This is a genomic window from Lutibacter sp., from assembly GCF_033723435.1.
Lineage (GTDB): Bacteria > Bacteroidota > Bacteroidia > Flavobacteriales > Flavobacteriaceae > Lutibacter.
Window position 1 is genome coordinate 17,153 of record NZ_JAWVXC010000006.1, and the last position, 24,376, is coordinate 41,528.

General features: G+C 29.1%; 21 protein-coding genes and 1 tRNA gene. 19 read left to right on the forward strand and 3 right to left on the reverse strand.

Annotated elements, in window-relative coordinates:
* Positions 1-28 precede the first annotated feature (28 nt).
* On the reverse strand, positions 29-448 hold the full coding sequence (locus tag R3342_RS09685) for a terminase gpP N-terminus-related DNA-binding protein (RefSeq protein ID WP_318939836.1): 420 nt from the start codon (positions 446-448) through the stop codon (positions 29-31).
* A 283-nt stretch (positions 449-731) separates the two neighbouring features.
* Here R3342_RS09685 and gltB point away from each other — a divergent pair, with 283 nt between their 5' ends.
* From gltB to R3342_RS09705, 4 genes are all read left to right on the forward strand, one after another.
* Positions 732-5,237 carry a glutamate synthase large subunit gene (gene gltB, locus R3342_RS09690; RefSeq protein WP_318939837.1) on the forward strand — a complete coding sequence of 1,502 codons (4,506 nt, stop codon included), beginning with the start codon at positions 732-734 and terminating at the stop codon, positions 5,235-5,237.
* Between the two features lie 2 nt (positions 5,238-5,239).
* Entirely contained in the window at positions 5,240-6,697 is a 1,458-nt protein-coding gene (locus R3342_RS09695) for a glutamate synthase subunit beta (protein ID WP_318939838.1), read from the forward strand.
* A gap of 105 nt (positions 6,698-6,802) precedes the next feature.
* Positions 6,803-7,318, forward strand: coding sequence for a hypothetical protein (locus R3342_RS09700; RefSeq protein ID WP_318939839.1), 516 nt, complete (start codon positions 6,803-6,805; stop codon positions 7,316-7,318).
* Positions 7,319-7,888: a PepSY-associated TM helix domain-containing protein gene (locus R3342_RS09705; protein ID WP_318939840.1), complete on the forward strand. Its 570-nt coding sequence runs from the start codon at positions 7,319-7,321 to the stop codon at positions 7,886-7,888.
* Positions 7,889-7,910: 22 nt separating this feature from the next.
* Here R3342_RS09705 and aroC read toward each other — a convergent pair whose 3' ends face one another.
* Positions 7,911-8,963, reverse strand: a complete 1,053-nt coding sequence (aroC, locus tag R3342_RS09710; RefSeq protein ID WP_318940091.1) for a chorismate synthase — start codon at positions 8,961-8,963, stop codon at positions 7,911-7,913.
* A 33-nt stretch (positions 8,964-8,996) separates the two neighbouring features.
* Entirely contained in the window at positions 8,997-9,749 is a 753-nt protein-coding gene (locus R3342_RS09715; RefSeq protein ID WP_318939841.1) for a sulfite exporter TauE/SafE family protein, read from the reverse strand.
* A gap of 112 nt (positions 9,750-9,861) precedes the next feature.
* Here R3342_RS09715 and R3342_RS09720 point away from each other — a divergent pair.
* From R3342_RS09720 to R3342_RS09790, 15 genes are all read left to right on the forward strand, one after another.
* Positions 9,862-9,946, forward strand: a tRNA-Ser gene (locus R3342_RS09720).
* A 133-nt stretch (positions 9,947-10,079) separates the two neighbouring features.
* A complete protein-coding gene (locus tag R3342_RS09725; protein WP_318939842.1) occupies positions 10,080-11,867 on the forward strand; it encodes a helix-turn-helix domain-containing protein in 1,788 nt (595 codons plus the stop codon).
* Between the two features lie 136 nt (positions 11,868-12,003).
* The gene (locus R3342_RS09730) at positions 12,004-12,375 is read left to right on the forward strand and encodes an ester cyclase (RefSeq protein WP_318939843.1); all 372 of its coding nucleotides are present in this window, start codon (positions 12,004-12,006) and stop codon (positions 12,373-12,375) included.
* Between the two features lie 40 nt (positions 12,376-12,415).
* Positions 12,416-12,712, forward strand: coding sequence for a GIY-YIG nuclease family protein (locus tag R3342_RS09735; RefSeq protein ID WP_318939844.1), 297 nt, complete (start codon positions 12,416-12,418; stop codon positions 12,710-12,712).
* Positions 12,713-12,961: 249 nt separating this feature from the next.
* On the forward strand, positions 12,962-14,200 hold the full coding sequence (locus R3342_RS09740) for an alpha/beta hydrolase-fold protein (protein WP_318939845.1): 1,239 nt from the start codon (positions 12,962-12,964) through the stop codon (positions 14,198-14,200).
* A 171-nt stretch (positions 14,201-14,371) separates the two neighbouring features.
* On the forward strand, positions 14,372-16,027 hold the full coding sequence (locus tag R3342_RS09745) for a serine hydrolase (RefSeq protein WP_318939846.1): 1,656 nt from the start codon (positions 14,372-14,374) through the stop codon (positions 16,025-16,027).
* Positions 15,996-16,565 carry a GNAT family N-acetyltransferase gene (locus R3342_RS09750; protein ID WP_318939847.1) on the forward strand — a complete coding sequence of 190 codons (570 nt, stop codon included), beginning with the start codon at positions 15,996-15,998 and terminating at the stop codon, positions 16,563-16,565. The genes R3342_RS09745 and R3342_RS09750 overlap by 32 nt, the downstream gene beginning before the upstream one ends.
* Positions 16,566-16,752: 187 nt before the next feature.
* Positions 16,753-17,454 (forward strand): DUF6624 domain-containing protein, encoded by a 702-nt coding sequence (locus R3342_RS09755; RefSeq protein WP_318939848.1) that lies wholly within the window; start codon positions 16,753-16,755, stop codon positions 17,452-17,454.
* A gap of 32 nt (positions 17,455-17,486) precedes the next feature.
* Positions 17,487-18,683 carry an alpha/beta hydrolase-fold protein gene (locus tag R3342_RS09760; protein ID WP_318939849.1) on the forward strand — a complete coding sequence of 399 codons (1,197 nt, stop codon included), beginning with the start codon at positions 17,487-17,489 and terminating at the stop codon, positions 18,681-18,683.
* Between the two features lie 78 nt (positions 18,684-18,761).
* Positions 18,762-19,265 carry a GNAT family N-acetyltransferase gene (locus R3342_RS09765; protein ID WP_318939850.1) on the forward strand — a complete coding sequence of 168 codons (504 nt, stop codon included), beginning with the start codon at positions 18,762-18,764 and terminating at the stop codon, positions 19,263-19,265.
* Positions 19,266-19,372: 107 nt separating this feature from the next.
* Positions 19,373-20,332 (forward strand): NAD(P)-dependent alcohol dehydrogenase, encoded by a 960-nt coding sequence (locus tag R3342_RS09770; RefSeq protein ID WP_318939851.1) that lies wholly within the window; start codon positions 19,373-19,375, stop codon positions 20,330-20,332.
* 49 nt (positions 20,333-20,381) lie between these two features.
* Positions 20,382-21,194, forward strand: a complete 813-nt coding sequence (gene rluF, locus R3342_RS09775; protein WP_318939852.1) for a 23S rRNA pseudouridine(2604) synthase RluF — start codon at positions 20,382-20,384, stop codon at positions 21,192-21,194.
* A gap of 50 nt (positions 21,195-21,244) precedes the next feature.
* Positions 21,245-22,375 (forward strand): tRNA guanosine(34) transglycosylase Tgt, encoded by a 1,131-nt coding sequence (gene tgt, locus R3342_RS09780; RefSeq protein ID WP_318939853.1) that lies wholly within the window; start codon positions 21,245-21,247, stop codon positions 22,373-22,375.
* Positions 22,376-22,404: 29 nt separating this feature from the next.
* A complete protein-coding gene (locus tag R3342_RS09785) occupies positions 22,405-23,493 on the forward strand; it encodes an LptF/LptG family permease (RefSeq protein ID WP_318939854.1) in 1,089 nt (362 codons plus the stop codon).
* Entirely contained in the window at positions 23,480-24,367 is an 888-nt protein-coding gene (locus R3342_RS09790; RefSeq protein ID WP_318939855.1) for a DMT family transporter, read from the forward strand. The genes R3342_RS09785 and R3342_RS09790 overlap by 14 nt, the downstream gene beginning before the upstream one ends.
* Positions 24,368-24,376 lie beyond the last annotated feature (9 nt).

A 24,376-nucleotide genomic window follows, 5' to 3' on the forward strand; every position in this document is an offset into this window, starting at 1 on the left:
CTATATATATAATTGGTAATTAGTATAGCTATTCTTTAAATCTCTCCCATCTAATTAACATAAATTTGTCGCCTAGTTCCGTAACAATAACACCAGCTCCAATTAAATTATTGTTATCTGAAAAATACTTAGCTAATTCCTGACTATTTAATATTTTATATGTAGAATGATACTCAAAACTATAGGGTCTTTTTATATTATACTTTTTTACCCAATTAATAATACTTACATGCGATATTCCTAAAATTCTTTCAATTTCTCGATAACTCAAACCCTCTAAATACAACTGTAAAGATTTATTAACATAATAGGAATCTATATGTTTTCCTACTTTATTTACCGTAAAATAATACCCACATTTCTTGCACTTATAACGTTGTCTTTCTTTAACAATTCCACTCTTAACATACTGATTAGAAGCGCAATTAGGACAGGATTCAATTTTCATATATATTAATTTTGCATAAATATACTAATTTAGCAGTTTATATTAAAATTTCAGGGAATAATTAGAATTTAATTGATCTTTCTGAACTTTTATCAATAAAACAAAATAATTTTTAAAGGATATTTATTATGTATTTCATAAAAAAAACGCTAAAATTAATAGATTTAATTATTATTACTTATTAATCATTTTTATTACCATAATTACAACGTTTTCGTAATTTCTTTAATTTTTTTATTAATATTTAAGTATTTTTGTAAATATACTACAACTAATAAATCATATGATTGCACAAGGATTATATTTACCAGAATTTGAACGAGATAATTGCGGAGCAGGGTTTATTTGCAATCTAAAAGGGGAAAAATCTAATAAAATTATTCACGATGCCTTAGAAATTCTTATAAAACTTGAACATAGAGGTGCCGTAAGTTCAGATGGTAAAACAGGCGATGGTGCAGGAATTTTAATAGATATTCCACATGATTTTTTTGTTAAAAACACTTCTTTTGAGCTACCGAACCCTAGAGAATATGCTGTTGGAATGGTGTTTTTACCTCAAGTTAAAAACCAACTTAATTTTTGTAAAAACATATTAGAAACAGAAATTAAAAATCAAGGTTTAGCTATTTTAGGTTGGCGAAAAGTTCCTGTTAATAAAGCACATCTTGGATATATAGCTTCTAAAAATGAACCAATAATTGAACAAGTTTTTGTTAGTAAAAACAAACAAAATTTAGAAGTTAACTTGTTTAACGCAAAACTTTTTGCAGCTAGAAAAATAGCAGAACACCAAATTGAAAAATCAAAATTATCCGATAGAAAAAAATTTTACATTGCTAGTTTATCTACTACTACAATTATTTACAAAGGATTATTAATTCCTGAAGACATCCGAAATTATTATACCGATTTATTAAATCCAGATGTTGTTACTAGGTTAGCCTTAGTACATCAGCGGTTTTCAACCAACACATTTCCTTCGTGGGATTTAGCTCAGCCGTTTCGATTTATGTGTCATAACGGAGAAATAAATACACTTCGCGGCAATGTTAATCGAATGAAAGCACGTGAAGAGCTTATGAATAGCTCCATTTTTGGAGAAGATATTAAAAAATTATTTCCAATTATTATAGAAGGAAAATCCGATTCTGCAATTATGGATATGGTAGTAGAATTATTATTAATGACAGGACGCTCTTTGCCTGAAGTGATGATGATGATGGTACCCGAAGCATGGGAAAAAGATACTTCGATGAACGATTCTAAGAAAGCTTTTTACGAATTTAACTCCTGCATAATGGAACCTTGGGATGGGCCTGCCTCTATTCCATTTACAGACGGTAATTATATTGGCGCTTTATTAGATCGTAATGGTTTACGTCCATCAAGATATACCGTAACTAAAAATGGAAATCTAATTATGTCTTCTGAAACTGGTGTTTTAGATATTAAACCTGAAAATGTTTTAAATCACGGTCGTTTAGAACCTGGCAAAATGTTTTTGGTAGATATGAATGAAGGCAGAATTGTGAATGACGAAGAAATAAAACAAAAAATAGTTAACCAAAAACCTTATAGAAAATGGTTAAATAAAAATTTATTACCATTAAGTGATATTCCTTATACTGGAAATAAAATACCTCAGGAAGAAATAGATTTATTATTACGACAAAAAATATTTGGGTATACTTCTGAAGAGATAAATAATATAATTTTACCTATGGCAATTAAAGGTAAAGAAGTAATTGGTTCTATGGGAAATGACACACCATTGGCTGTATTATCTAATCAACCACAATTGTTATATAATTATTTCAAACAATTATTTGCACAAGTTACAAATCCTCCATTAGATGGAATTCGCGAAGAAATTATAACTGATTTTAGTTTAGCTATTGGTGGAGATAAAAACATTTTCGATGTATCAGAAGAACAATGCAAAAAACTAAAAATTCAAAATCCTGTTATTTCAAATGCAGATATTGATAAATTAAAAAACATTAACCATCCTAACTTTAAATCTATTTCAATTTCAACATTATACAATATTGAAAAAGGTTTAAACGGTATTGAATCTGCCCTAAAAAATTTAGTAAAACAGACTTATAAAGCGGTTTCTGAAGGTTGTAATATTATTATTTTATCCGACAGAAATGTAGATAAAAGTAAAGGTCCAATACCAATGCTTTTAGCTTGTTCTTATATAGGAAATCAATTAGGTAAACTAGGTAAACGTTCTAGTTTTGGTATTATAATTGAATCTGCCGAACCACGTGAACCTCATCATTTTGCAACACTTTTTGGTTATGGAGCAAGCGCCATAAATCCATATATGATTAATGAGATAATTCATGAAAAAATAAAAGAAAAAGTAATTACAGGAATTTCTGAAACAGATGCTATTGAAAATTTCAATAAAGCGATTGCTAAAGGAGTTTTAAAAATTATGAATAAAATTGGAATTTCAACTTTGCATTCTTATAGAGCATCACAAATTTTTGAAATTTTAGGTTTAAGTAGCAAATTCACCGAAGAATATTTTCCAAATACGCCATCAAGAATTGAAGGAATTGGATTATACGAAATTGAAAAAGAAGTTTTTTTACGTCACAGAAATGCTTTTCCTTCTAAAGAAATTGCAGGTAACCAAAGTTTAAAAATAGGAGGCGATTATAGGTGGAGAAGAAATGGTGAACAACACATGTTCAACCCAACAACTGTAGCCAAATTACAACAAGCCGTTAGAACAAATAGTTACGAAAGCTATGAAGTTTATGCAAAAGCAATTAACGAGCAAAGTAAAAATTTAATGACACTTCGTGGTTTATTTGAATTTAACAATTTAGATCCTATTCCAATTGAAGAAGTTGAACCTTGGACTGAAATTGTAAAACGATTTAAAACTGGAGCAATGTCATACGGCTCTATAAGTCAGGAAGCTCATGAAAACTTAGCCATTGCCATGAACCGAATTGGAGGTAAAAGTAATTCAGGTGAAGGCGGTGAAAATAAAGATCGTTTCAGAAAAGACACAAATGGAGATAGCAGAAACAGCGCTATTAAACAAGTTGCTTCTGGTAGATTTGGTGTTTCAACTAATTATTTAACTAACGCTAAAGAAATTCAAATTAAAATGGCGCAAGGTGCTAAACCTGGTGAAGGTGGGCATCTTCCAGGAGAAAAAGTATTTCCTTGGATTGCTGAATGCAGAAATTCTACACCTTATGTCGGGTTGATTTCTCCTCCTCCACATCACGATATTTATTCAATTGAAGATTTAGCTCAACTAATATTCGATTTAAAAAATGCAAATAGAGAAGCAAAAATTAATGTAAAATTAGTTTCAAAAGTTGGTGTTGGAACTATTGCTGCCGGAGTTGCAAAAGCTAAAGCAGATGTAATTTTAATTTCTGGTTATGATGGAGGAACAGGTGCAGCACCATTAACTTCATTAAAACATACCGGTTTACCATGGGAATTAGGTATTGCTGAAGCACAACAAACCTTAGTTTTAAATAATTTAAGAAATAGAATAGTTTTAGAATGTGACGGACAGTTAAAAACTGGACGAGATGTTGCTATTGCTTGTTTATTAGGCGCCGAAGAATTTGGTTTTGCTACTGCACCATTAGTTGCTTCAGGTTGTATTATGATGCGTAAATGTCATCTAAATACTTGCCCAGTTGGTATTGCAACACAAGATCCTGAATTGCGAAAAAACTTCAAAGGAACGCCTGAACATGTAATTAATTTTATGTATTTCATAGCTAAAGAGTTAAGAGAAATAATGGCTAAGCTAGGATTTAGAACTATTAATGAAATGATTGGTCAGGTTCAAAAATTAAATACTAATAAAGCAATTGAACATTACAAAGCTCAAGGGCTTAATCTTGATTCCATTTTACATCAACCTAAAACCACCAAACCTTTATATAATACAGAAACACAAGATCACGGATTAGAAAACGCTTTGGATTTTGAAATAATCAGAATGGCTCATCCAGCTATTTATCGAAAAGAAAAAATGGAGTATCATTTTCCTATAAAAAATACCGATAGAAGTGTTGGAGCGATATTAAGTAATGAATTATCTAAAATTTACGGAGAAAATGGCTTACCTGAAGATACTCTTAAAATAAAATTTAAAGGTTCTGCCGGACAAAGTTTTGGCGCTTTTGCCACTAAAGGCTTAACCTTACAAGTTGACGGAAATACAAATGACTATTTAGGTAAAGGGTTATCTGGTGCAAAATTAATTATTAAAACCCCTGACGAAGCTACATTTACTCCTGAAGAAAACATTATTGTTGGTAATGTTACGCTTTATGGAGCTACAAATGGCGAAGCTTATATCAACGGTATTGCTGGAGAACGTTTTTGTGTTCGTAATTCTGGAGCAAAAGCAGTGGTTGAAGGCGTTGGAGATCATGCCTGCGAATACATGACTGGAGGTATTGCTGTCATTCTGGGAAAAACTGGTAGAAATTTTGCTGCTGGTATGAGTGGTGGAATTGCTTATGTTTTTGATGATAAAAATAAATTTAGAAATGGTTTATGCAATATGGAAATGGTAGAATTTGATACTATTTCTACTAATGATGAAGAAAACTTGAAACAACTAATTAAAAATCATTTTAAATATACAAATAGTGAGTTAGCGTACAGCATTTTAGATCACTGGGAATCTAAACTAACCCATTTTATAAAAGTGATGCCAACAGATTATAAAAAAGCATTACAAAGAAAAAATAATCCTGAGTTAATAACTAAAAAAACAACTGCTTAATTATGGGAAAAATTACAGGATTTAAAGAATTTGAAAGAAAAAATGAAGCGTCTATTTCTGTAGAAGAAAGAGTAAAAAATTATAATGAGTTTAATTTACCATTAAAAACTTCTGAAATTGAGCAACAAGGTTCTCGATGTATGGATTGTGGAATCCCTTTTTGCCATAGTGGATGTCCGCTAGGAAATTTAATTCCTGATTTTAATGATATGGTTCATAAGGGAAAATGGAAAAAGGCTTTAGAAATTTTACATTCTACTAATAATTTTCCAGAATTTACAGGAAGATTATGCCCCGCTCCTTGTGAACAAGCTTGCGTATTAGGAATTATAAAACCGCCTATTACCATTGAACAATTAGAAAAATATATTGTTGAAAAAGGATTTGAAAAAGGATGGATTACACCTCAACCACCCAAAATTAGAACCAATAAAAAAACAGCAATTATTGGCTCAGGGCCTGCAGGATTAGCTGCTGCACAACAATTAAATAGAGCTGGACATTTAGTTTCGGTTTTTGAACGTGACGATGCTATTGGAGGATTATTACGTTATGGTATTCCAAACTTCAAATTAGAGAAAAAAATTATTGATAGAAGAATTTCCCTTTTAAAAGAAGAAGGAATTAAGTTTTACACTAACACAAATATAGGTGTAAACTACCCTACAGAAAAGCTAAATAAATTTGATGCAATTGTACTTTGTGGCGGTGCAACACAACGTAGAAGTTTACCTATTGAAGGACTGAACAGCAAAGGTGTTGTACAAGCTATGACCTTTTTAAAACAGCAAAACAGAAGAGATTCTGAAATAAAATTCAATGAAGAAGATATTTTAGCTACTAACAAAAATGTTATCGTTATTGGTGGTGGAGATACTGGTTCTGACTGTATTGGTACGGCTAATCGACAAGGAGCCAAAACCGTTACAAATTTTGAAATAATGCCTAAACCTCCTATTGAAAGAAGCGAAAAAACTCCTTGGCCATTTTGGCCTTTAAAATTAAAAACTACTACTTCTCATCAAGAAGGTTGCGACAGAAATTGGTTAATATCCACTAAAGAGTTCATTGCTGATGAAAATGGAATTTTAAAAGCTTTAAAAACTGTAAATGTCGCATGGGAATTAAATAAAGGTAAAGCCCCAAAATTAAAAGAGATTAAAGGAACTGAGAAAATTTGGCCTTGCGAATTAGTGCTACTAGCTTTAGGATTTTCTGGACCAGAAGTAACCTTAAGTAAACAACTAGGTATAGAGTTAGACAATAAAAGCAACTATAAGGCTACAGAATATCAAACTAACATACCTCATATTTTTACTGCTGGAGACATGCGCAGAGGACAATCTTTAATAGTTTGGGCTATTTCAGAAGGAAGAGAAGCTGCACGTAAAGTAGATGAATATTTAATGGGTTATAGTTATCTCCCAACTAAAGGGAATGGCGATTTACCTAATATTTAATTTTCTAAGTTCAAAATAAAAAATCCATTACTGATATAAATCATCACTTTTATTAAAAATCACTTTTATTTTAGTAAATTATATTAATAATTAATCTAAAAAGTGATGAAAAGAATCCTATTTCTACTTACAGTTTTCATAATAGTAATTTCTTGTAAAACAGAAACTAAAAAAACTACTGAAATAAAAGCAACTGCTACTCAAGAAACACCTCAAATAGTTATTGGTGAATTTAATGCTAAAGCTGGTGATTTTGTAAATAAAGAAATTCAAGTTAAAGGTATTGTTGATCATGTTTGTAAACATGGAGGTAAAAAAATACTTTTAGTAACAGATGAAGGTGATGTTCATGTAACTTCTGAAGAACGGTTTGATGAAACTTTAAAAGGGAGTGAAATTATGTTAACTGGTGTTGTTTTAGAAGAACGTATTGATGAAGCTTATTGTTTAAAAATGGAAGAAGATAACATTAAAAGTCATTCTGAAGGAATGACAAATAAAGAACAATTTGAAGCAAAAAAAGAGCATATACAACAATATAGAGATCAAATGAAAGCAAATAATGTTGATTATATTTCAAACTATTCGCTTAAATATGTTTCATATTCAAAAGTAGAATAATTGAGTTTTTCTTTAAAAACATTAAGAAAATGGAGTAGAATACTCCATAGAGATGTTGGTTTCTTTTTTATTGGTACTACCTTAATTTATGCGATTTCAGGAATTGCACTAAATCATATGAGTGATTGGAATCCTAATTATTCAGTAGAATTAAGGAATTTTACAACAACCTTAAACTTAGAAAAAGGTAACTATACAAAAGATAATATTTTACTTTTACTAGATAAAATTGATTCCAGAAAAAACTATAAAAGTCATTATTATCCAAATAATAGTACGTTGAAAATATTTTTAAAAGGTGGCTCATCAATAGCCGTAAATATTTTAAATGGAAAAGGAACTGCTGAGTATTTAAAAAAACGCCCATTAATATTTGAAACCAACTATTTACATTACAATCCAAATAGAATTTGGACTTGGTTTTCAGATATTTTTGCAGGAGCATTAATACTATTTGTAATAACTTCTTTTTTTATTACAAAAGGCAAAAAAGGTATTATAGGAAGAGGTGGAATATATATGTTGCTAGGTATTATTATTCCAATACTTTTCCTTTTATTTTATATGTAAAAACTGTTTAAAAAATTTATTTTTAGTTATTTAACAACATAAAATCTGCTAAAACCATTGCTGTTAATGCTTCAACAATAGGTACTGCCCTAGGCACTACGCAAGGATCATGACGTCCTTTCCCTTGCATTTCAACAATATTTCCTTTATTATCAATGGTTTGTTGTTTTTGCATTATAGTTGCTACAGGTTTAAAAGCAACTCTAAAATAAATATCCATTCCGTTACTTATTCCTCCTTGAATACCTCCAGATAAATTTGTTTTAGTAGTTCCATCTTCATTAAATATATCGTTATGCTCACTACCTTTCATTTTTGCTCCACAAAAACCACTTCCGTATTCGAACCCTTTTACAGCGTTTATAGAAAGCATTGCCTTCCCTAATTGCGCATGTAATTTATCAAAAATAGGTTCTCCTAATCCAACCGGCACATTTTGAATAACACAAGTTATAGTTCCTCCAATGGTATCTCCTTGCTTTTTTATTTCATTAATTCGCGCTATCATTTTTTCTGCAGAAGCATTGTCTGGACAACGAACTATATTACTTTCAATTTTACTAAAATCAACATCTTGATAAGCTTTTTCCATAAAAATATCACCAACAGAAGAGGTAAATGCATTTATTTTTATAGATGAAATAACTTGTTTAGCTACAGCTCCACCAACTACCCAATTTGCAGTTTCACGAGCAGAAGTTCTTCCTCCTCCTCGATAATCTCTATTTCCATACTTTTTGTCGTAAGTATAATCCGCATGTGAAGGTCGATAAGTATCTTTTATATGAGAATAATCATTTGAACGTTGGTGCACATTTTCAATGATAAATCCTATAGAAGCTCCAGTTGTTTTCCCTTCAAAAATACCAGATAAAAATTGCACTTCATCAGGTTCTTTACGCTGAGTTACAATTTTAGATTGTCCTGGTTTTCGTCTATTCAATTCATTCTGAATGGCTTCTAAATTTAATTCTACCCCCGAAGGACAACCATCAATAATACCTCCAATAGCTTCTCCATGAGATTCTCCAAAAGTTGTTAACGTAAATATTTTCCCAAAGGTATTAGCCATAATTATAATTTATTTCACAAATGTAAAAGAATTTGGTTAGTAAAACCAAAGTTTAATTGCCAAAACAACCACTGCTACAATTAAGAACTTTTTTACAAAGCCGTCACCTTTTTTAACAGATAATCTACTTGCAAACCAACCTCCAATAGCATTTCCTATCGCTAATTCCAGACCTATTTGCCAATTTATTTTATCATTTATTGCAAACACATAAACTGCAGAAATAGTGTAAATTAATACTACAAAAACTTTAATAGCATTGCTTTTTACTAATGAAATATTATTAACTGAAGATAAAATAAACAACATTATAAATCCAACACCAGCCTGAATAAACCCTCCATAAATACCTACAAAGAAAAATAAAAAGACACTTAACCAAAGGTGCTTACCTGATATTCTTTCTATTATACTTTCATTATTTTTAGTTGAACTAAAAACCATATACGCAACAACTAATAGCATTACCACAGATAATATTTTATTAAATACTTCTCCTTTTATATTTACCGCTATTTGTGCTCCAATTATAGAGCCTGCTAAAGCTGACAACCCAACATAAATACTAAAAGGAAAGGTTTTTACTCCTTTACTTTTAAACCCTGCTGTTGTAAATATATTTTGCACAACAATAGCTACTCTATTAGTTCCATTAGCAATATTTGGAGGCAATCCTAGAAAAATAAGAATTGGTAACGTTAAAAGAGATCCTCCTCCTGCCATAGTATTTATAATACCTGCAAAAAAACCAACGCCTACTAGCAAAATTATTTCAAACACTAAATTCATTGTAAAAAATTAAATAACAAATGTAAATTAAAATTACTTATTATTTTTTTCAAAAAAACACTTCAAAAATTTGAGCAAAACAAAAAAGGGTTTTATATTTGCCCTCGCTAAGGGAGAAATGGCAGAGTGGTCGAATGCGGCGGTCTTGAAAACCGTTGAGGGTCACACCTCCGGGGGTTCGAATCCCTCTTTCTCCGCTGAGAAAACATCAAATCTCACTAAAAACCCATAAACACTAAGTTTGTGGGTTTTTTAATTTATTCAAAAAAAGTAAAACATGTAAATTAAAATATATTTTATATTTTTAAGCTCAAGCAAATATAAATATAAGTGCAAACAAACTTAAAATCCATAGCTGTATTACCTTTTGTAAACATGAGCAACAGCACTGACAATGAATACTTTAGCGATGGACTTACTGAAGAAATTATAAATGCCTTAGCTAAAATTAAGGAGTTATCTGTTACTTCGAGAACATCATCATTCTATTTTAAAGACAAAAAGGTAACATCAAAAGAGATTGGAAAATCTTTAGGTGTAGGTATTATTTTAGAGGGGAGCGTTAGATTTTCTAAAAGCAAAATGCGTGTTACAACACAGTTGATCGATACTCAAAATGATTATCATTTCTGGTCAAAAACTTTTGACAGGGACCTTGAAGATATATTTGAAGTTCAAGATGAAATAAGCTTGTTTATTGCAGAAAAATTGCGTGAACATATAGGACACCTAAATATTGATAAACATTTGGTATTTACCCCTAATATTAAAGTTTCTACCTACAAAAAATATTTAAAAGGTAGGTTTTACTTAATGAAGTTAGGCTTAAAAAACACTACAATTGCAATAGAAACATTCCAAGAAGTAATAAATGAACAGCCTAATTTTATAAATCCCTATCTTGATATAAATCAAGGGTATACGTATTTAGGGACAATGGGGTTAATTCCTGCTATAGAAGGTTTTATGAAAGCTCAACCTTATTTGCAAAAAGCATTAAAACTAAATCCAAATTCAGCAAAATCACAATTAAACTTAAGCTGGATAGAATGTTGGCAAAATTGGAATTTAGAAAAAGCTTTTAAACATGCAAGCAACGCTTTAGAAATACAACCTTCAGATGAAATTTATTTGACTATTTCAAATTTATTAACCGTACAAGGCAAATTAGATGCTGCCCAAAATTATATTGACAAAGCTCTTGAGCTTGATCCATTTTCTGGTATGAACCATCATTATAAAGGTTTTTTATATTACCTACAAGAAGACTTTAATAATGCACTAAAATATTTATACAAATCATTAAAACTTAGTCCTGATTTACCATTTTCTCCTTTATATATAGGAGAATGTTTACTATTATCTAATAGAGCTGCCGAAGCTTTAGAATACTTTCAAAACCTAAGTGAATCTTCTCAATACGACCTTACAAAATTAGGTGGTATAACAATGGCTCATGCTGTTTTAGGAAATCAAAAAGAAGTAAAAAAAGGAATTCAAGAATTAGAAAATTTTCTAGAATCAGAAGCTAAGGATAAGGCTTTTAATTTTTTAATTCTAATTAACGTATTATTAAAAAATTCTGATAAGGCTATAAATCTTATTGAAGAAGCTTTTAATAATCATTTACCATTAATTTTGTTATTAAATACCGAACCAATAGTAAAATTAATTAGAAATGAGAAGCCTTTTAAAGAGATTATGCTTAAAGCTATAAAAGACAATAGTACTTATAATATTAAAAGAAAATATAAAAAATCATTATTAACAAAAAATGAGGTTGAAAAATATACAAGTCAATTAGAAAAAATTATGCAGGATTACAAACCTTATTTAAATCCAGATATAACCCTAAACGATATAGCTTCTTACTTAGAACTTCCTTCTAATTACACATCTCAATTACTTAATGAAGGATTTAATAAAAATTTTTCGGAATATATAAATACTTACAGAATTAATGAATTCAAAAAACGTATAACACTTCCTGAATCTAAAAATCTAACAATTCTTGCAGTAGCATATGATAGTGGTTTTAATTCTAAAACTTCTTTTAATACATTTTTTAAAAAAATTCAAGGAGTTAGCCCAAATACCTATTTAAAATCTATGTTATAAATTTAGTTCGGATAAAAAAATCAGAACTTTTAATTTTTAATTTAAACCTATTTTTATTCGCTTTAAGTTAAAATAACTCCTTAAAAAGAATATCAATGAATAAAGAAGCTTTCCTTAGGGAATTTATGGAAAAAATTTGGAACAAAAAAAAATTGACAAAATTGAAAAATATATTCATCAAGAATATACTATTCATCTTGACACTGCTGCCCCTTGGGAAGGAAAAACATTATCAAATTCGGAATTTAAAAAGCGTTTAAAATTCTCATTTAACTCATTTCCAGACATGAATTTTGAAATTACTTCTGCCATTGCGGATGAAAACCATGTGGCAATAACTTGGATTTTATCTGAAACAAACCTTGGTATGATTGGAGAATATCCGCCTACTAAAAAAGCTATTAAAACAAATGGATTTACCATATATCATTTCAAAGACAATTTGATTAATGGGCATACGCAAGTTTTTGATGGGGTAACAGTAATGAAACAATTAGGATTTATCTAGTATGAAAACAAAAAAAGAGCTTAAACAAGCATACAAACAAATGAAGACTCCGATGGGCGTATTCCAAATAAAAAACATAAGTAATAATAAAGTGCTCATTGATAATAGTATTGATATGGTTTCTAAATGGAATAGACACAAAATGGAACTCAAATTTGGAAACCATAGAAACAATAATTTACAAAAAGACTGGAATGAATATGGGGCAGATAATTTTGTTTTTGAAGTTTTGTCTGAATTAAAGAAAAAAGATGAAGAAAATATTAATTATCAAAAAGAACTAAAAATTCTTCAGGAATTTGTAATTGAGGAACTTAATATTGAAAATACATACTAAAACAAGCAAAGAATTTATATAGTTAATACAAACCAAGGAAAATCATAGATCCTTTCCATTAATTACAATTTATGAAGGTTTAAAGTATCTTAATAAAAAATTATTAAGTTCCAATTTAGAAACTAGAACAATTTTCTACTTCTATATAATTTCCTTTGTTTTTTTATTAATAGATTAGTGACAAAAACTAAACACAAATAAGAACATCTGAACTACTAAAACTAATTAATAACTAATCTTACCTATTATATGAAAAAAATTATTCTAGTGATTATTTTACTTGTAACAGTTAAATTTACTTACTCACAAACTAAACCGAAATATTTGTATAAATTAGGGGCTATAGACAGCCTTTATTCTAAAAATCTTAATGAAAACAGAAAAATATTTGTTCAATTTCCTGACAGTTATAAACCAAACAGTGATAAAAAGTATCCTGTTGCATATATTTTAGATGGAGAGATACTGCTTCCTACAGTTAGTAATGTGCAAAGTTTTTACAGCGGTGGCTATACACCTGAAATGATTCTTATTGGAATTTCCAACAGTAAAAATAGAACTAGAGATTTAACACCTACTAAAATAAAAACCAAATATGGAATGCCTTTTACTGAAGAAAACGGACAGGCTGCTAATTTCTACAAATTTATTGAAGACGAACTGATTCCTTACGTTGAAAAAAAATATCCTGTAACTAATTACAGAACATTAATAGGACATTCATTCGGTGGTTTGTTTACAATTTATACGCTTATTAATCATCCGCAATTATTTGCAAATTATTTGGCTATTGATCCAAGTTTAGATTGGGACAATCAAAAATTATTAAAACAAGCTAAAGAAATTTTAGCTGAAAATAGTTTCAAAGGAAAATCATTATATATGTCTTTAAGTGGACAATTACATATGCAAAATCCTGACATAACTATTAACAATGTAATGAAAGACACAACCGACTATACCTTGTTTGCACGTTCAAATATTTCTTTCTCAAATATTGTAAAACACAACAAAGAAAATGGTTTGTATTTTAATTGGGAATTTTATCCTAAAGATATTCATGGCACTATTGCCTTGCCTTCCATAAGAAGTGGTTTAATCGCAACCTTTAAATGGTTTCAGATGGAAAAAACAGATAAATTCAACTCGCCAGATACTCCAAAAGAAGAGTTGTACAGTATCGTTAAATACAGAGCAAATAAGCTTAAAAATCATTTTAGATATGATGTCCCACCATATCCAGAAGAACTTATAAATATGTCTGGATATATGAGTATGGATATGGGACAATTAGAAAAAGCAAAGATGTTTTTTGAATTTGGAATTAAATATTATCCTAAAAGTCCTAATGTATATGATTCAATGGCAGATTATTATATTTCTCAAAAAGATACTAAAAATGCTCTAAAATATGTTACAAAAGCATATGAAATAAGTGGTAGTGACTACTTTGCGAAGAGAATAAAAACATTAAAAAATGGAATTTAAACCTTTTCCAATATTAAAAACAGAAAGGCTTTATTTGAAAAAAATTAATTCTAAAAAATAGTATATCCATTTGAAATTGTAGAATCCAAATAAAAATTGGTTGTTTGTCTATTTTATCCCTTTTGGCAATTTAAACTTTATAGTTTAGCCATTTATCATAAAAACAATATAATGAATTACATAAAAAAAATAGTATACTTATTTATTCTTCTTTTTGGATGTTCAACTATAATTCATGCTCAAAAACTTGAAAAACGATTTGATGAAATGCTCAATGAGCAATACCCATCAAACGGACCTGGTGCAACGGCATTAGTAGCGATAAAAGGTAAAATCATCTATCAAAAAGCCTTTGGTAAGGCAAATTTGGAGTTAGATACTAAAACAGAGCCCGATATGGTGTATGAAATAGGTTCAATAACTAAACAGTTTACCGCAGTTTCTATTTTAATGTTAATGGAGCAAGGAAAACTGAATTTAGACGATGATATAACAAAATTCCTTCCCAATTACCCTACTCACGGATATCATATTAGTATCCATCATTTGTTAACTCACACCTCTGGAATAAAAAGTTATACATCAATGAAGAGCTGGTTTTCTGTTTGGAGAAAAGACTTTAAACCAAAAGAACTTATTGATTTTTTCAAAAATGAGCCCATGGATTTTGATCCAGGTGAAAAATGGAAATATAATAACTCAGCTTATTTTATTCTTGGCTACATAATTGAAAAGGTATCAGGGCAAACCTATGAACAATTTATCAAATCTAATATTTTTGAGCCACTTGGAATGCACCACTCTATCTATGGAAGTCATTCAAAAATAATAAAAAATAGAGCTTATGGATACCAAAAACGAGGAGAATATGTCAATACCGAATACCTAAGCTTAACACAACCTTACTCTGCCGGTTCTTTAATGTCAACGGTTGAAGATCTTTTTATTTGGAACAGGGCAATTCGTTCTAATAAATTAGTAAAAAAGAAATCAATAGAATTAGCTTTTACAAATTATAAATTAAACAACGGTAAAAAAATAAATTATGGTTATGGGTGGGCTTTAAATGATATTAATGGAAGCCCTACTATTGAACATAGTGGCGGTATCTTTGGTTATGTTACAAACTCTATCTATCTTCCAAATGAAGATGTTTTTGTTGCAGTTTTTTCGAATTGCGATTGTAATGATCCAGGACTGGTTTCAACTAAAATGGCTGCACTTGCCATAAAAAAACCATATCCAAGTGAGCAAGATGTAATATCAGTTGACAATGAGTATCTTAAAAATTTAGTTGGTGTATATGATTTTGAAGATAACTCAACTAGAATTATTACTTTACATAATAATAATTTGTACAGTCAAAGGACAGGAAGTAGTAAAAAAAGGTTATATCCTTTAAAGGGAAATACTTTTTTCTTTGAAAATAGTTTATCTAAAATTCAATTTCAAGAAAAAGGAAATAAAATTGAGGCTAGCTTCTCTAATCGGATTAATAAAACTACGGGAATAAAAACGGATAAACCTATTCCGTTGCACAACGAAATACAACTAAGTTCAGAAATATTGAAAAAATTTATTGGAATTTACGAGGCTAATCCGGAATTTAGAATCAAAGTTACTTTAGAAAATGGAAAGCTAATGGCTGACGCCACAAACTATCCTAAGGTTCAGATTTTCCCTGAATCACAAACTAAATTTTTTCTTAAAGATGTTGATGCTCAAATTGAGTTTATAGCAAATAATAATGGCAAAATTAAATCCTTTATTTTAAATTTAGGGGGTCAAAAAATTAATGGAAAAAAGAAAAAAGAAAATGAAATTTGAACCTTTTCCAATATTAAAAACAGAAAGACTTTATTTGAGGAAAATTAAGGAGTCAGATAGTGACGTTATTTTATTCTTACGTTCTAACAAAACGGTTAATAAATTTATTGAAAGACCTGAAAATAAAAGAACTAAAAATAAAAATGATGCACTTAAATTTATTAAAGAAATAACTGCAGCAATCGAAAAAAATAAATCTATTTCTTGGGGCATAACCTTAAAAGATAATCCTCAAATTATAGGAACAATTTGTTTGTGGAACTTTTCCAAAGATAAAAAAACCGCTGAAGTTGGTTATGATTTGAATCCTAAATTTCAACAAAAAGGGATAATGAATGAAGCTTTAAAAAATGTTATAAATTTTGGATTTAACCTCTTAAAATTAGATAAAATTGAAGCTTTTACGCATAAAAACAATATAAGCTCAATTAGATTGCTCGAAAAAAATAAGTTTGAATTTATTAAGGATAAAAAAGATGAGTACAATTCCGACAATATTATATTTGAACTCAAAAATTCAACAAAAAACACGGTATAAATACTATTGGCATTCATCATTAACTATGCGTAAATATCAATACATTCTTATTTTCTGTTTATTGTGTGCTTTTGACCACAGTCAAAAAGCCCTCTATAGTATTCCTACTAACAGCGACAAAAGTCCATTAATTAATGATTTAAGTTATGAATTTATGAAATCCCTAAATAATGACTAAATGAAACTTATGAAAAATTTATATCTATTTTTAGTATTAATTGGATTGACAATAACAGCTTGTGCTCAAGAAAAAAAGAAAAGTTCTAAACAACAATCAGAATTTAAGATGTTACAAGATAGAGAATATCTTATAGCTTTTCTGGATACTATTTGGCACAAAGAACAAGATCCAGTACGAATGCGAGATACTATAATTAAAAAATATGGAGTAGAATCTGAGCAAACCAAAAAATATCAGAAAATTTACATACAAAACCACATTATTAATGAAAAAAAGATAAGAAATCTTCTTGACACTTTTGGATGGCCAACAAAAGAAATGGCAGGAGAACATGGTAATTGGACGATATGTAATGTAATTCAACATTCAGACAATAAAATACGGTTAAAATATCTTCCAATGATGAAACAAGCTGTTAAAGATAAAAAATTAGAAGCTCGATTTTTGGTTAGAGCAGAGGATAGAATTGCAACATCAAGAGGTGATTTACAAATTTATGGAGGACAAATGAAATACTATCCAGAAACCAAAACTTTCAATGTTTGGCCGGTTTACGACCCTGTTAATATTGATAAAAGAAGAGCTGAAATTGGACTTGAGCCAATTGCAACATTCTTAAAAAGAAGATTTAATTTTGAGTGGAATCTTGAGGAACAAATAAAAAGATCAGAAGAATTTGAAAAAGAGCGGTCACAGAAAAATAAATAACTAATCAAATATAAATTCAAAAACAATTAGATATGGATAAAAAAATTTTAACTATAATCTTAATTTCCACCTTATTTTTTGGATGTCAAACGGATTCATCCAAAAAAGATACTAAAACAAAAAAGAAACTTAAAACAACTAGTGAATTAACCCTTGGAATTAAAAAGAACATAAAATCTACCATTTTAAATGAAGAACGTCCTTTAATAATTTCTTTACCAAAAGGTTACGACGTTTCCAAATCTAGCTATCCTGTATTATACTTAACGGATGGATTACAAAATATCTGGCATGTAATAGGAACATTAGAAGTGCTAACAAGAACAGGTAATGTACCTCCAATGATTGTTGTTGGTATTGAAAGCACAAATAGATTGAGGGATTTTACATTAACTACTAGTAAAAAGCATCCTGGAAGTGGAGGTGGAAAAAAATTCTTAGCATTTATTGAGAAGGAATTAATTCCTTATGTAGAATCAAATTACAGAACAAACTCATTTAGAGTTTTAGAAGGACATTCTTTGGGTGGTTTATTTGCAGCTTCAACCTTAATAGAAAAACCTGAACTATTTCAAGGTTTTATTATTATGAGCCCTGCTTTATGGTGGAATGATGAAGAGCTAACTAAAAAGGCAAAAACATTCTTTAAATCTAATCCTAATTTGGAAAAAACATTGTTTTTTGGAATTGGCAAAGAGGAATCATCAAAAGAATTTGGTATGCGAAAAGAGCTAACAAACTTTATAGATGCTATTAAAGCAAACAAACCACAAAAGCTCAGCTTTGCTCATAAAGAGTTTGATGGTGAAGGCCATATGTCATCACCATTACTATCTAATTATTATGGTTTAAAAACTATTTTTGCAGATTTAAAATATACCGATGAATTTAAAGCAAATTACAGCGATGCTGAATTTTTAAAAAAAGAAAAAGAAATCATAAATAAATATGGAGAAAGTGCAAAAAGAACTGGAGAATCTTACTATCAATTAGGTGCTGCTATTTATAAGAAAAATTTATCTGGAGCAATAACTGTTTTTAAAAGAAGTGTAGAAGTATATCCTTATGATATTAACCTTATTACTACATTAGCTGAGTTGTACGAGAAAAATAAAGATATAGCTAACGCTATAGATACTTACAATTATGCTATCAAAATTTCCAAAAAATATAATTTTGGAAGTGAAAAAAAATTCCAAAAGGAAATTGATAGATTAAAAAGTAACTAATTAATAAGTAATAATATATTAAAAAAATTACACCTCTAAACATTAGCAAAAAAGGTAGAAAAAAACTAACTAATAAAAATGAAAAAAATAATTGAAACAGAAAGACTTTATTTGAGGGAATTGAATGTAAATGATGCAAAATCATTTTACCAACTGAACCTAGATGAAGAAGTTATGAAATATACTGGAGAAGAAGCTTTTAAAAGTATTGAAGAATCTAAAAAATTCTTAGAAAAGTATGACCAGTATAAAAAATATGGAATTGGAAGATGGGCGGTAATCAACAAAGAAAATGAAAAATTTTTAGGTTGGTGCGGACTTAAATTCACAGAAAAACTAAATGAATATGATATTGGGTATAGATTTTTCAAAAAACATTGGAATAAAGGATATGCAACGGAATCAGCAAAAGCCTGTCTTGATTTTGGACTAAATGAATTTAAAATGACTGAAATTATTGGTAGAGCAATGAAAGATAATAAAGCTTCCATTAGGGTACTTGAAAAAATTGGACTTGTTTATGACAAAGATTTTGATTTTGAAGGATCTGAAGGGGTAATTTATAAAATAAAAAAACAGTAGATAAAAATTAATATCTTGTAATACTTCTTCTAATTTGTTCTGTTTTTTAAACGCGAACGACTCTTATAATCATTAATCATAGTTTTACCTTTTCAAAAATATAGATTATGAAAGCTGTTGTTTATAAAGAATATGGAGCACCTGAAGTACTTAAAATTCAAGAGGTTGTAAAACCAACACCCAAAGAAAATGAAGTATTAATAAAAGTAAAGGCTTCAACAGTAACTACTGGCGATACAAGATTTAGAAAAGCTGATCCATTTGCAATTCGTTTCTTTAATGGAATTATAAAACCGAAGAAACAAATACTAGGGATGTTTTTTTCAGGCGATATTGTTGCCATAGGTACAAAGGTCACAAAATTTAAAATTGGGGATAAAATATTTGGAAGTACTGGTATGAGCATTTTTAATGCTTGGGCAGAATTTATTTGTATTAAAGAAGATGCCACTATTACTTCAATGCCAGTAAAGATAACATACGAAGAGGTGGCTTCAGTAATTTTTGGTGCTAGCACAGCATTACACTTTTTAAAAAAAGCAAACCTAAAAAAAGGTGATAATATACTGGTTTATGCTGCATCTGGCGCAGTGGGATCAGCTGTGGTACAAATTGCCAAATATTATGGAGCAAATGTAACAGGTGTTTGCAGTAGTAAAAATTTTAAATTTGTGAAGTCTTTAGGTGCAGATAAAGTAATTGATTATACAACGGAAGATTTTACTAAAAATGATGTTAAGTATGAAATCATTTACGATTCTATTGGTAAAATTTCATATAAAAAGTGTAAAAATTCTTTAACCCATTCTGGTCTCTTTGTTTCAAACAATGCTGGTTTAGGGGATTATCTAAATCTCATTTGGACATCGTTCTTAGGTAAGCGTAAAATTGTAACAGGTGTTTCTTCAGATAATTTAGAAAAACTCACGCAAATAAAAAAACTACTAGAAACTAAAAAAATTACAGTACCAATTGACAAGACATATCCTTTAGACCAAATTATTCAAGCTAATTATCATGTAGATAGTGGTCATAAAAAAGGAAATATTGCAATTAGCTTCCACTAAATAATTAATTAATATTAATTAGTAAATTCGCAATAACAAAAATACATTGGTGAAAAGCGCAAACGAAAATTCTATAAACTTAAATAAATACATCAGTAGTACTGGAATTTGCTCTCGTAGAGAAGCAGAAAAACTAATAATTAGTGGTCAGGTAACTATTAATGGAAAACCAACTCAATTAGGTAATCGTGTATTTGAGGGAGATGAAGTAAAAATTAATGGAGAACTTTTAAAAACCAAACCCAAAACTTTATACATTGCTTTTAATAAACCAATAGGTATTGTTTGCACTACCGATTCAAAAGAAAAAAACAATATTATAGATTTCATAAATCACCCACAACGTCTTTTTCCCATTGGCAGATTAGATAAACCTTCTGAAGGATTAATTTTTTTGACAAATGATGGTGATATTGTAAATAAAATTTTAAGAGCTGGTAATAATCATCAAAAAGAATATATTGTAACCGTAGACAAACAAATTACAGATAGTTTTATCAATAAAATGAGTAATGGAATTCCTATTTTAGGAACGGTTACAAAAAAATGTTCTGTTGAAAAAATAAATAATAACACATTTAAAATTGTATTAACCCAAGGTTTAAACAGGCAAATTAGAAGAATGTGCGAATATCTAAATTACAATGTTACCAAGCTAAAACGCACACGCATTATGAATGTGAATTTAGGAAAGTTAAAAGTTGGTCAATGGCGCGAATTATCTTCTGAAGAACTAAACCAAATAAATACTATGATTGCTACTTCTTCTAAAACAGAAGAGGCTTCTAAAGATATTAGAAAAAAGAAATCTAGTTTTAAAAGAAATTCAAAATTTAATTCTAAACGAAAAAAAAGAACATAAGCATTTAATTATTTGTTTCAAACAAAACCTATTCATTATCTTTGCCGACTATGCATTTTGAATTAAAAAAAACAGATGCTCAAAGCAAAGCTAGAGCAGGAATTATAACAACAGATCACGGAAAAATTGAAACGCCAATATTTATGCCCGTTGGAACTGTTGGAACCGTAAAAGGAGTTCATCAAACGGAATTAAAAAACGAAATAAATCCTGATATAATTTTAGGAAACACTTACCATTTATATTTACGTCCAACCACAAATATCTTAGAAAAAGCTGGTGGATTACATAAGTTTATGAATTGGGATAGAAATATTTTAACCGATAGTGGTGGTTATCAAGTTTATTCATTATCTGAAAGAAGAAAAATAAACGAAGAAGGCGTTAAGTTTAAAAGTCATATTGATGGTTCGTATCACGTTTTTAGCCCAGAAAAAGTAATGGAAATTCAGCGAACTATTGGAGCTGACATTATTATGGCTTTTGACGAATGCACTCCTTATCCTTGCGATTATAATTATGCAAAACGTTCTATGCATTTAACACATAGATGGTTAGGAAGATGTGTTTCTCATTTAGAAAAAATTCCAGAAAAGTATGGTTATTCTCAAGCTTTATTCCCTATAGTTCAAGGAAGTACTTATAAAGATTTAAGAAAACAATCTGCTGAATTTATTGCTTCCGTTGGTGCAGAAGGAAATGCAATTGGAGGATTATCTGTAGGAGAACCAGCAGAAAAAATGTACGAAATTACCGATGTAGTTACCGATATTTTACCAAAAGATAAACCGCGATATTTAATGGGTGTTGGAACACCAATAAATATTTTAGAAAATATTGCTTTAGGAGTTGATATGTTTGATTGTGTAATGCCAACACGAAATGCTAGAAATGGTATGTTATTTACCACTCACGGAACAATTAATATCAAAAATAAAAAATGGGAAGATGATTTTTCACCTATTGATGAAATGGGTATTACTTATGTAGATACCACTTATTCAAAAGCATATTTAAGGCATTTATTTGCTTCGCGTGAATTGTTAGGAAAACAAATTGCCTCTATTCATAATTTAGGATTTTATTTATGGTTGGTTCGCAATGCAAGAAAACATATCTTAGCCGGAGATTTTATGGAATGGAAAAATAAAATGGTTACGCAAATGAATAAAAGATTATAATATTTTAACAATTGTAAAAAGTGTAACTTTTGAAAATAATCGATAAATACATATTAAAGAAATTTTTAAGTTCATTTTTACTAGTAATGGCTTTACTATTACCTATTGCTATTGCTATTGACGTTTCTGAAAAAATAGATAGATTTTTACGTAATGCCGATTTAACAGTTACTGAAATTATAAAAGATTATTACGTAAGCTTTATCATAATCTACGGAAATACCTTTATGCCTTTGGCCCTATTTATTGCCGTAATTTTCTTTACATCAAAATTAGCTGGCAATACTGAAATTATAGCAATACATTCTGCTAAAATATCGTTTACCCGATTTTTAAAACCTTACTTTGTTGGAGCAACTATTATAACTATTTTCGCTTTAGTTATGAATCACTTTGTAGTTCCAAAAAGCAATAAAATTTTTGATAAATTCAACAAAGATTATTTAACTACAAAAAAAATAGACGCCAACTATTTAACAAATATAAATTTACAATTAGGTCCTAATGATTATATTTTCTTTAAAAGTTATACAGTAGATAGAAATATTGGTTATAACTTTTCTTATGAAAAATACGATGGCATAAATTTAAAGTACAAACTATCTTCTGATAACATTCATTATAATAAAAAGGATAGTACTTTTAAATTAATCAACTTCAAAAAAAGATTTATTTATAAAAAAAGAGACAGTATTGTTTCTGGATCTAGATTAGATACTGTTTTTAGTTTTACTCCAAAAGATTTAATTAATGTTGCCTATATGGCAAAAGACATGAATTCAATTAAATTAAATGAATATATCAAACAATCTAAACAACGTGGAGTAAGTAATTTGAATACTTATAAAGTTGAATTACATAAACGAACTAGTTTACCTATTGCATCCTATATTTTAACTTTTATTGCAGTAGCACTATCTTCTAGAAAAAAAAGAGGAGGAATGGGTGTAAACTTAGCTATAGGAATTTCTCTAATGTTTTTGTATGTTTTTTTCTTAAAGATTGGAGAAGTACTTGGAGCTGGAGCAGATGCCAATCCGTTATTTATGGTTTGGTTACCAAACTTAATTTTTGGAGCTATTGCTCTTTATTTATACTTAAAAAATGCCAAAAACTAAATTAAAAAATTATCTACATCTTCATTTATTAGTTTTTATTTGGGGATTTACAGCCATTTTAGGAGCACTTATCCATCTTAATGCAATTCCGTTAGTTTGGTATCGTATGCTGTTTGCTGTACTGTTTGTGCTACTTTATTTTTTAATTAAGAAAAAGTCATTATTAGTTTCAAAAAGAGCGCTTTTTAAATTTTTAATAAGCGGAATTATAATAGCGCTACACTGGATATTTTTCTTTTCTGCTATAAAAGTTTCTAATGTATCTGTTGCACTTGTTTCTCTTAGTACCGGAGCTTTTTTTACATCTTTAATTGAACCCTTATTTTTTAGAAGAAGACTTAATCCTATTGAGTTATTTTTTGGTTTAATGGTGGTTTTTGGATTGTACATTATATTTAATGTAGAAAGTCAATATACATTAGGTATTATTTACGGATTAATTGCTTCCTTTTTATCCGCATTATTTACCGTTTTAAATGGATTATATATTAAACAACATAAAGCTGAAGTATTGTCGGTTTACCAATTGTTTTTTGGCGTTTTATTTATTACTGTTTACGTTTTAACAACATCTGGATTCACTTTTGAAGAATTTTCTTTAACAACTTCAGATTTAATTTATTTATTAATTTTAAGCAGTATTTGTACAGCATACGCATTTATAGTTTCAGTTAAGATAATGGAACATTTAACACCGTTTACCGTTATGCTAACTATAAATTTAGAGCCTGTTTATGGAATAATTTTAGCCGTAATAATTTTTGGAAACGAAGAAAAAATGAGCCCTCAATTTTATATTGGCGCAGGTATTATTTTGATAACAGTTCTAATTAACGGTTTAATAAAAAATAAAAAACCTGTACTACCTTATTAAGATAAGTTA

Coding starts and splice junctions, on each gene's coding strand:
- R3342_RS09765 (WP_318939850.1), top strand. CDS start 18,762: ATGAAAAAAATAATTGAAACAGAAAGACTTTATTTGAGGGAATTGAAT.
- R3342_RS09750 (WP_318939847.1), top strand. CDS start 15,996: ATGGAAAAAAGAAAAAAGAAAATGAAATTTGAACCTTTTCCAATATTA.
- R3342_RS09695 (WP_318939838.1), top strand. CDS start 5,240: ATGGGAAAAATTACAGGATTTAAAGAATTTGAAAGAAAAAATGAAGCG.
- R3342_RS09740 (WP_318939845.1), top strand. CDS start 12,962: ATGAAAAAAATTATTCTAGTGATTATTTTACTTGTAACAGTTAAATTT.
- R3342_RS09700 (WP_318939839.1), top strand. CDS start 6,803: ATGAAAAGAATCCTATTTCTACTTACAGTTTTCATAATAGTAATTTCT.
- R3342_RS09685 (WP_318939836.1), bottom strand. CDS start 448: ATGAAAATTGAATCCTGTCCTAATTGCGCTTCTAATCAGTATGTTAAG.
- tgt (WP_318939853.1), top strand. CDS start 21,245: ATGCATTTTGAATTAAAAAAAACAGATGCTCAAAGCAAAGCTAGAGCA.
- R3342_RS09755 (WP_318939848.1), top strand. CDS start 16,753: ATGAAAAATTTATATCTATTTTTAGTATTAATTGGATTGACAATAACA.
- R3342_RS09735 (WP_318939844.1), top strand. CDS start 12,416: ATGAAGACTCCGATGGGCGTATTCCAAATAAAAAACATAAGTAATAAT.
- R3342_RS09770 (WP_318939851.1), top strand. CDS start 19,373: ATGAAAGCTGTTGTTTATAAAGAATATGGAGCACCTGAAGTACTTAAA.
- R3342_RS09715 (WP_318939841.1), bottom strand. CDS start 9,749: ATGAATTTAGTGTTTGAAATAATTTTGCTAGTAGGCGTTGGTTTTTTT.
- R3342_RS09790 (WP_318939855.1), top strand. CDS start 23,480: ATGCCAAAAACTAAATTAAAAAATTATCTACATCTTCATTTATTAGTT.
- R3342_RS09760 (WP_318939849.1), top strand. CDS start 17,487: ATGGATAAAAAAATTTTAACTATAATCTTAATTTCCACCTTATTTTTT.
- gltB (WP_318939837.1), top strand. CDS start 732: ATGATTGCACAAGGATTATATTTACCAGAATTTGAACGAGATAATTGC.
- R3342_RS09745 (WP_318939846.1), top strand. CDS start 14,372: ATGAATTACATAAAAAAAATAGTATACTTATTTATTCTTCTTTTTGGA.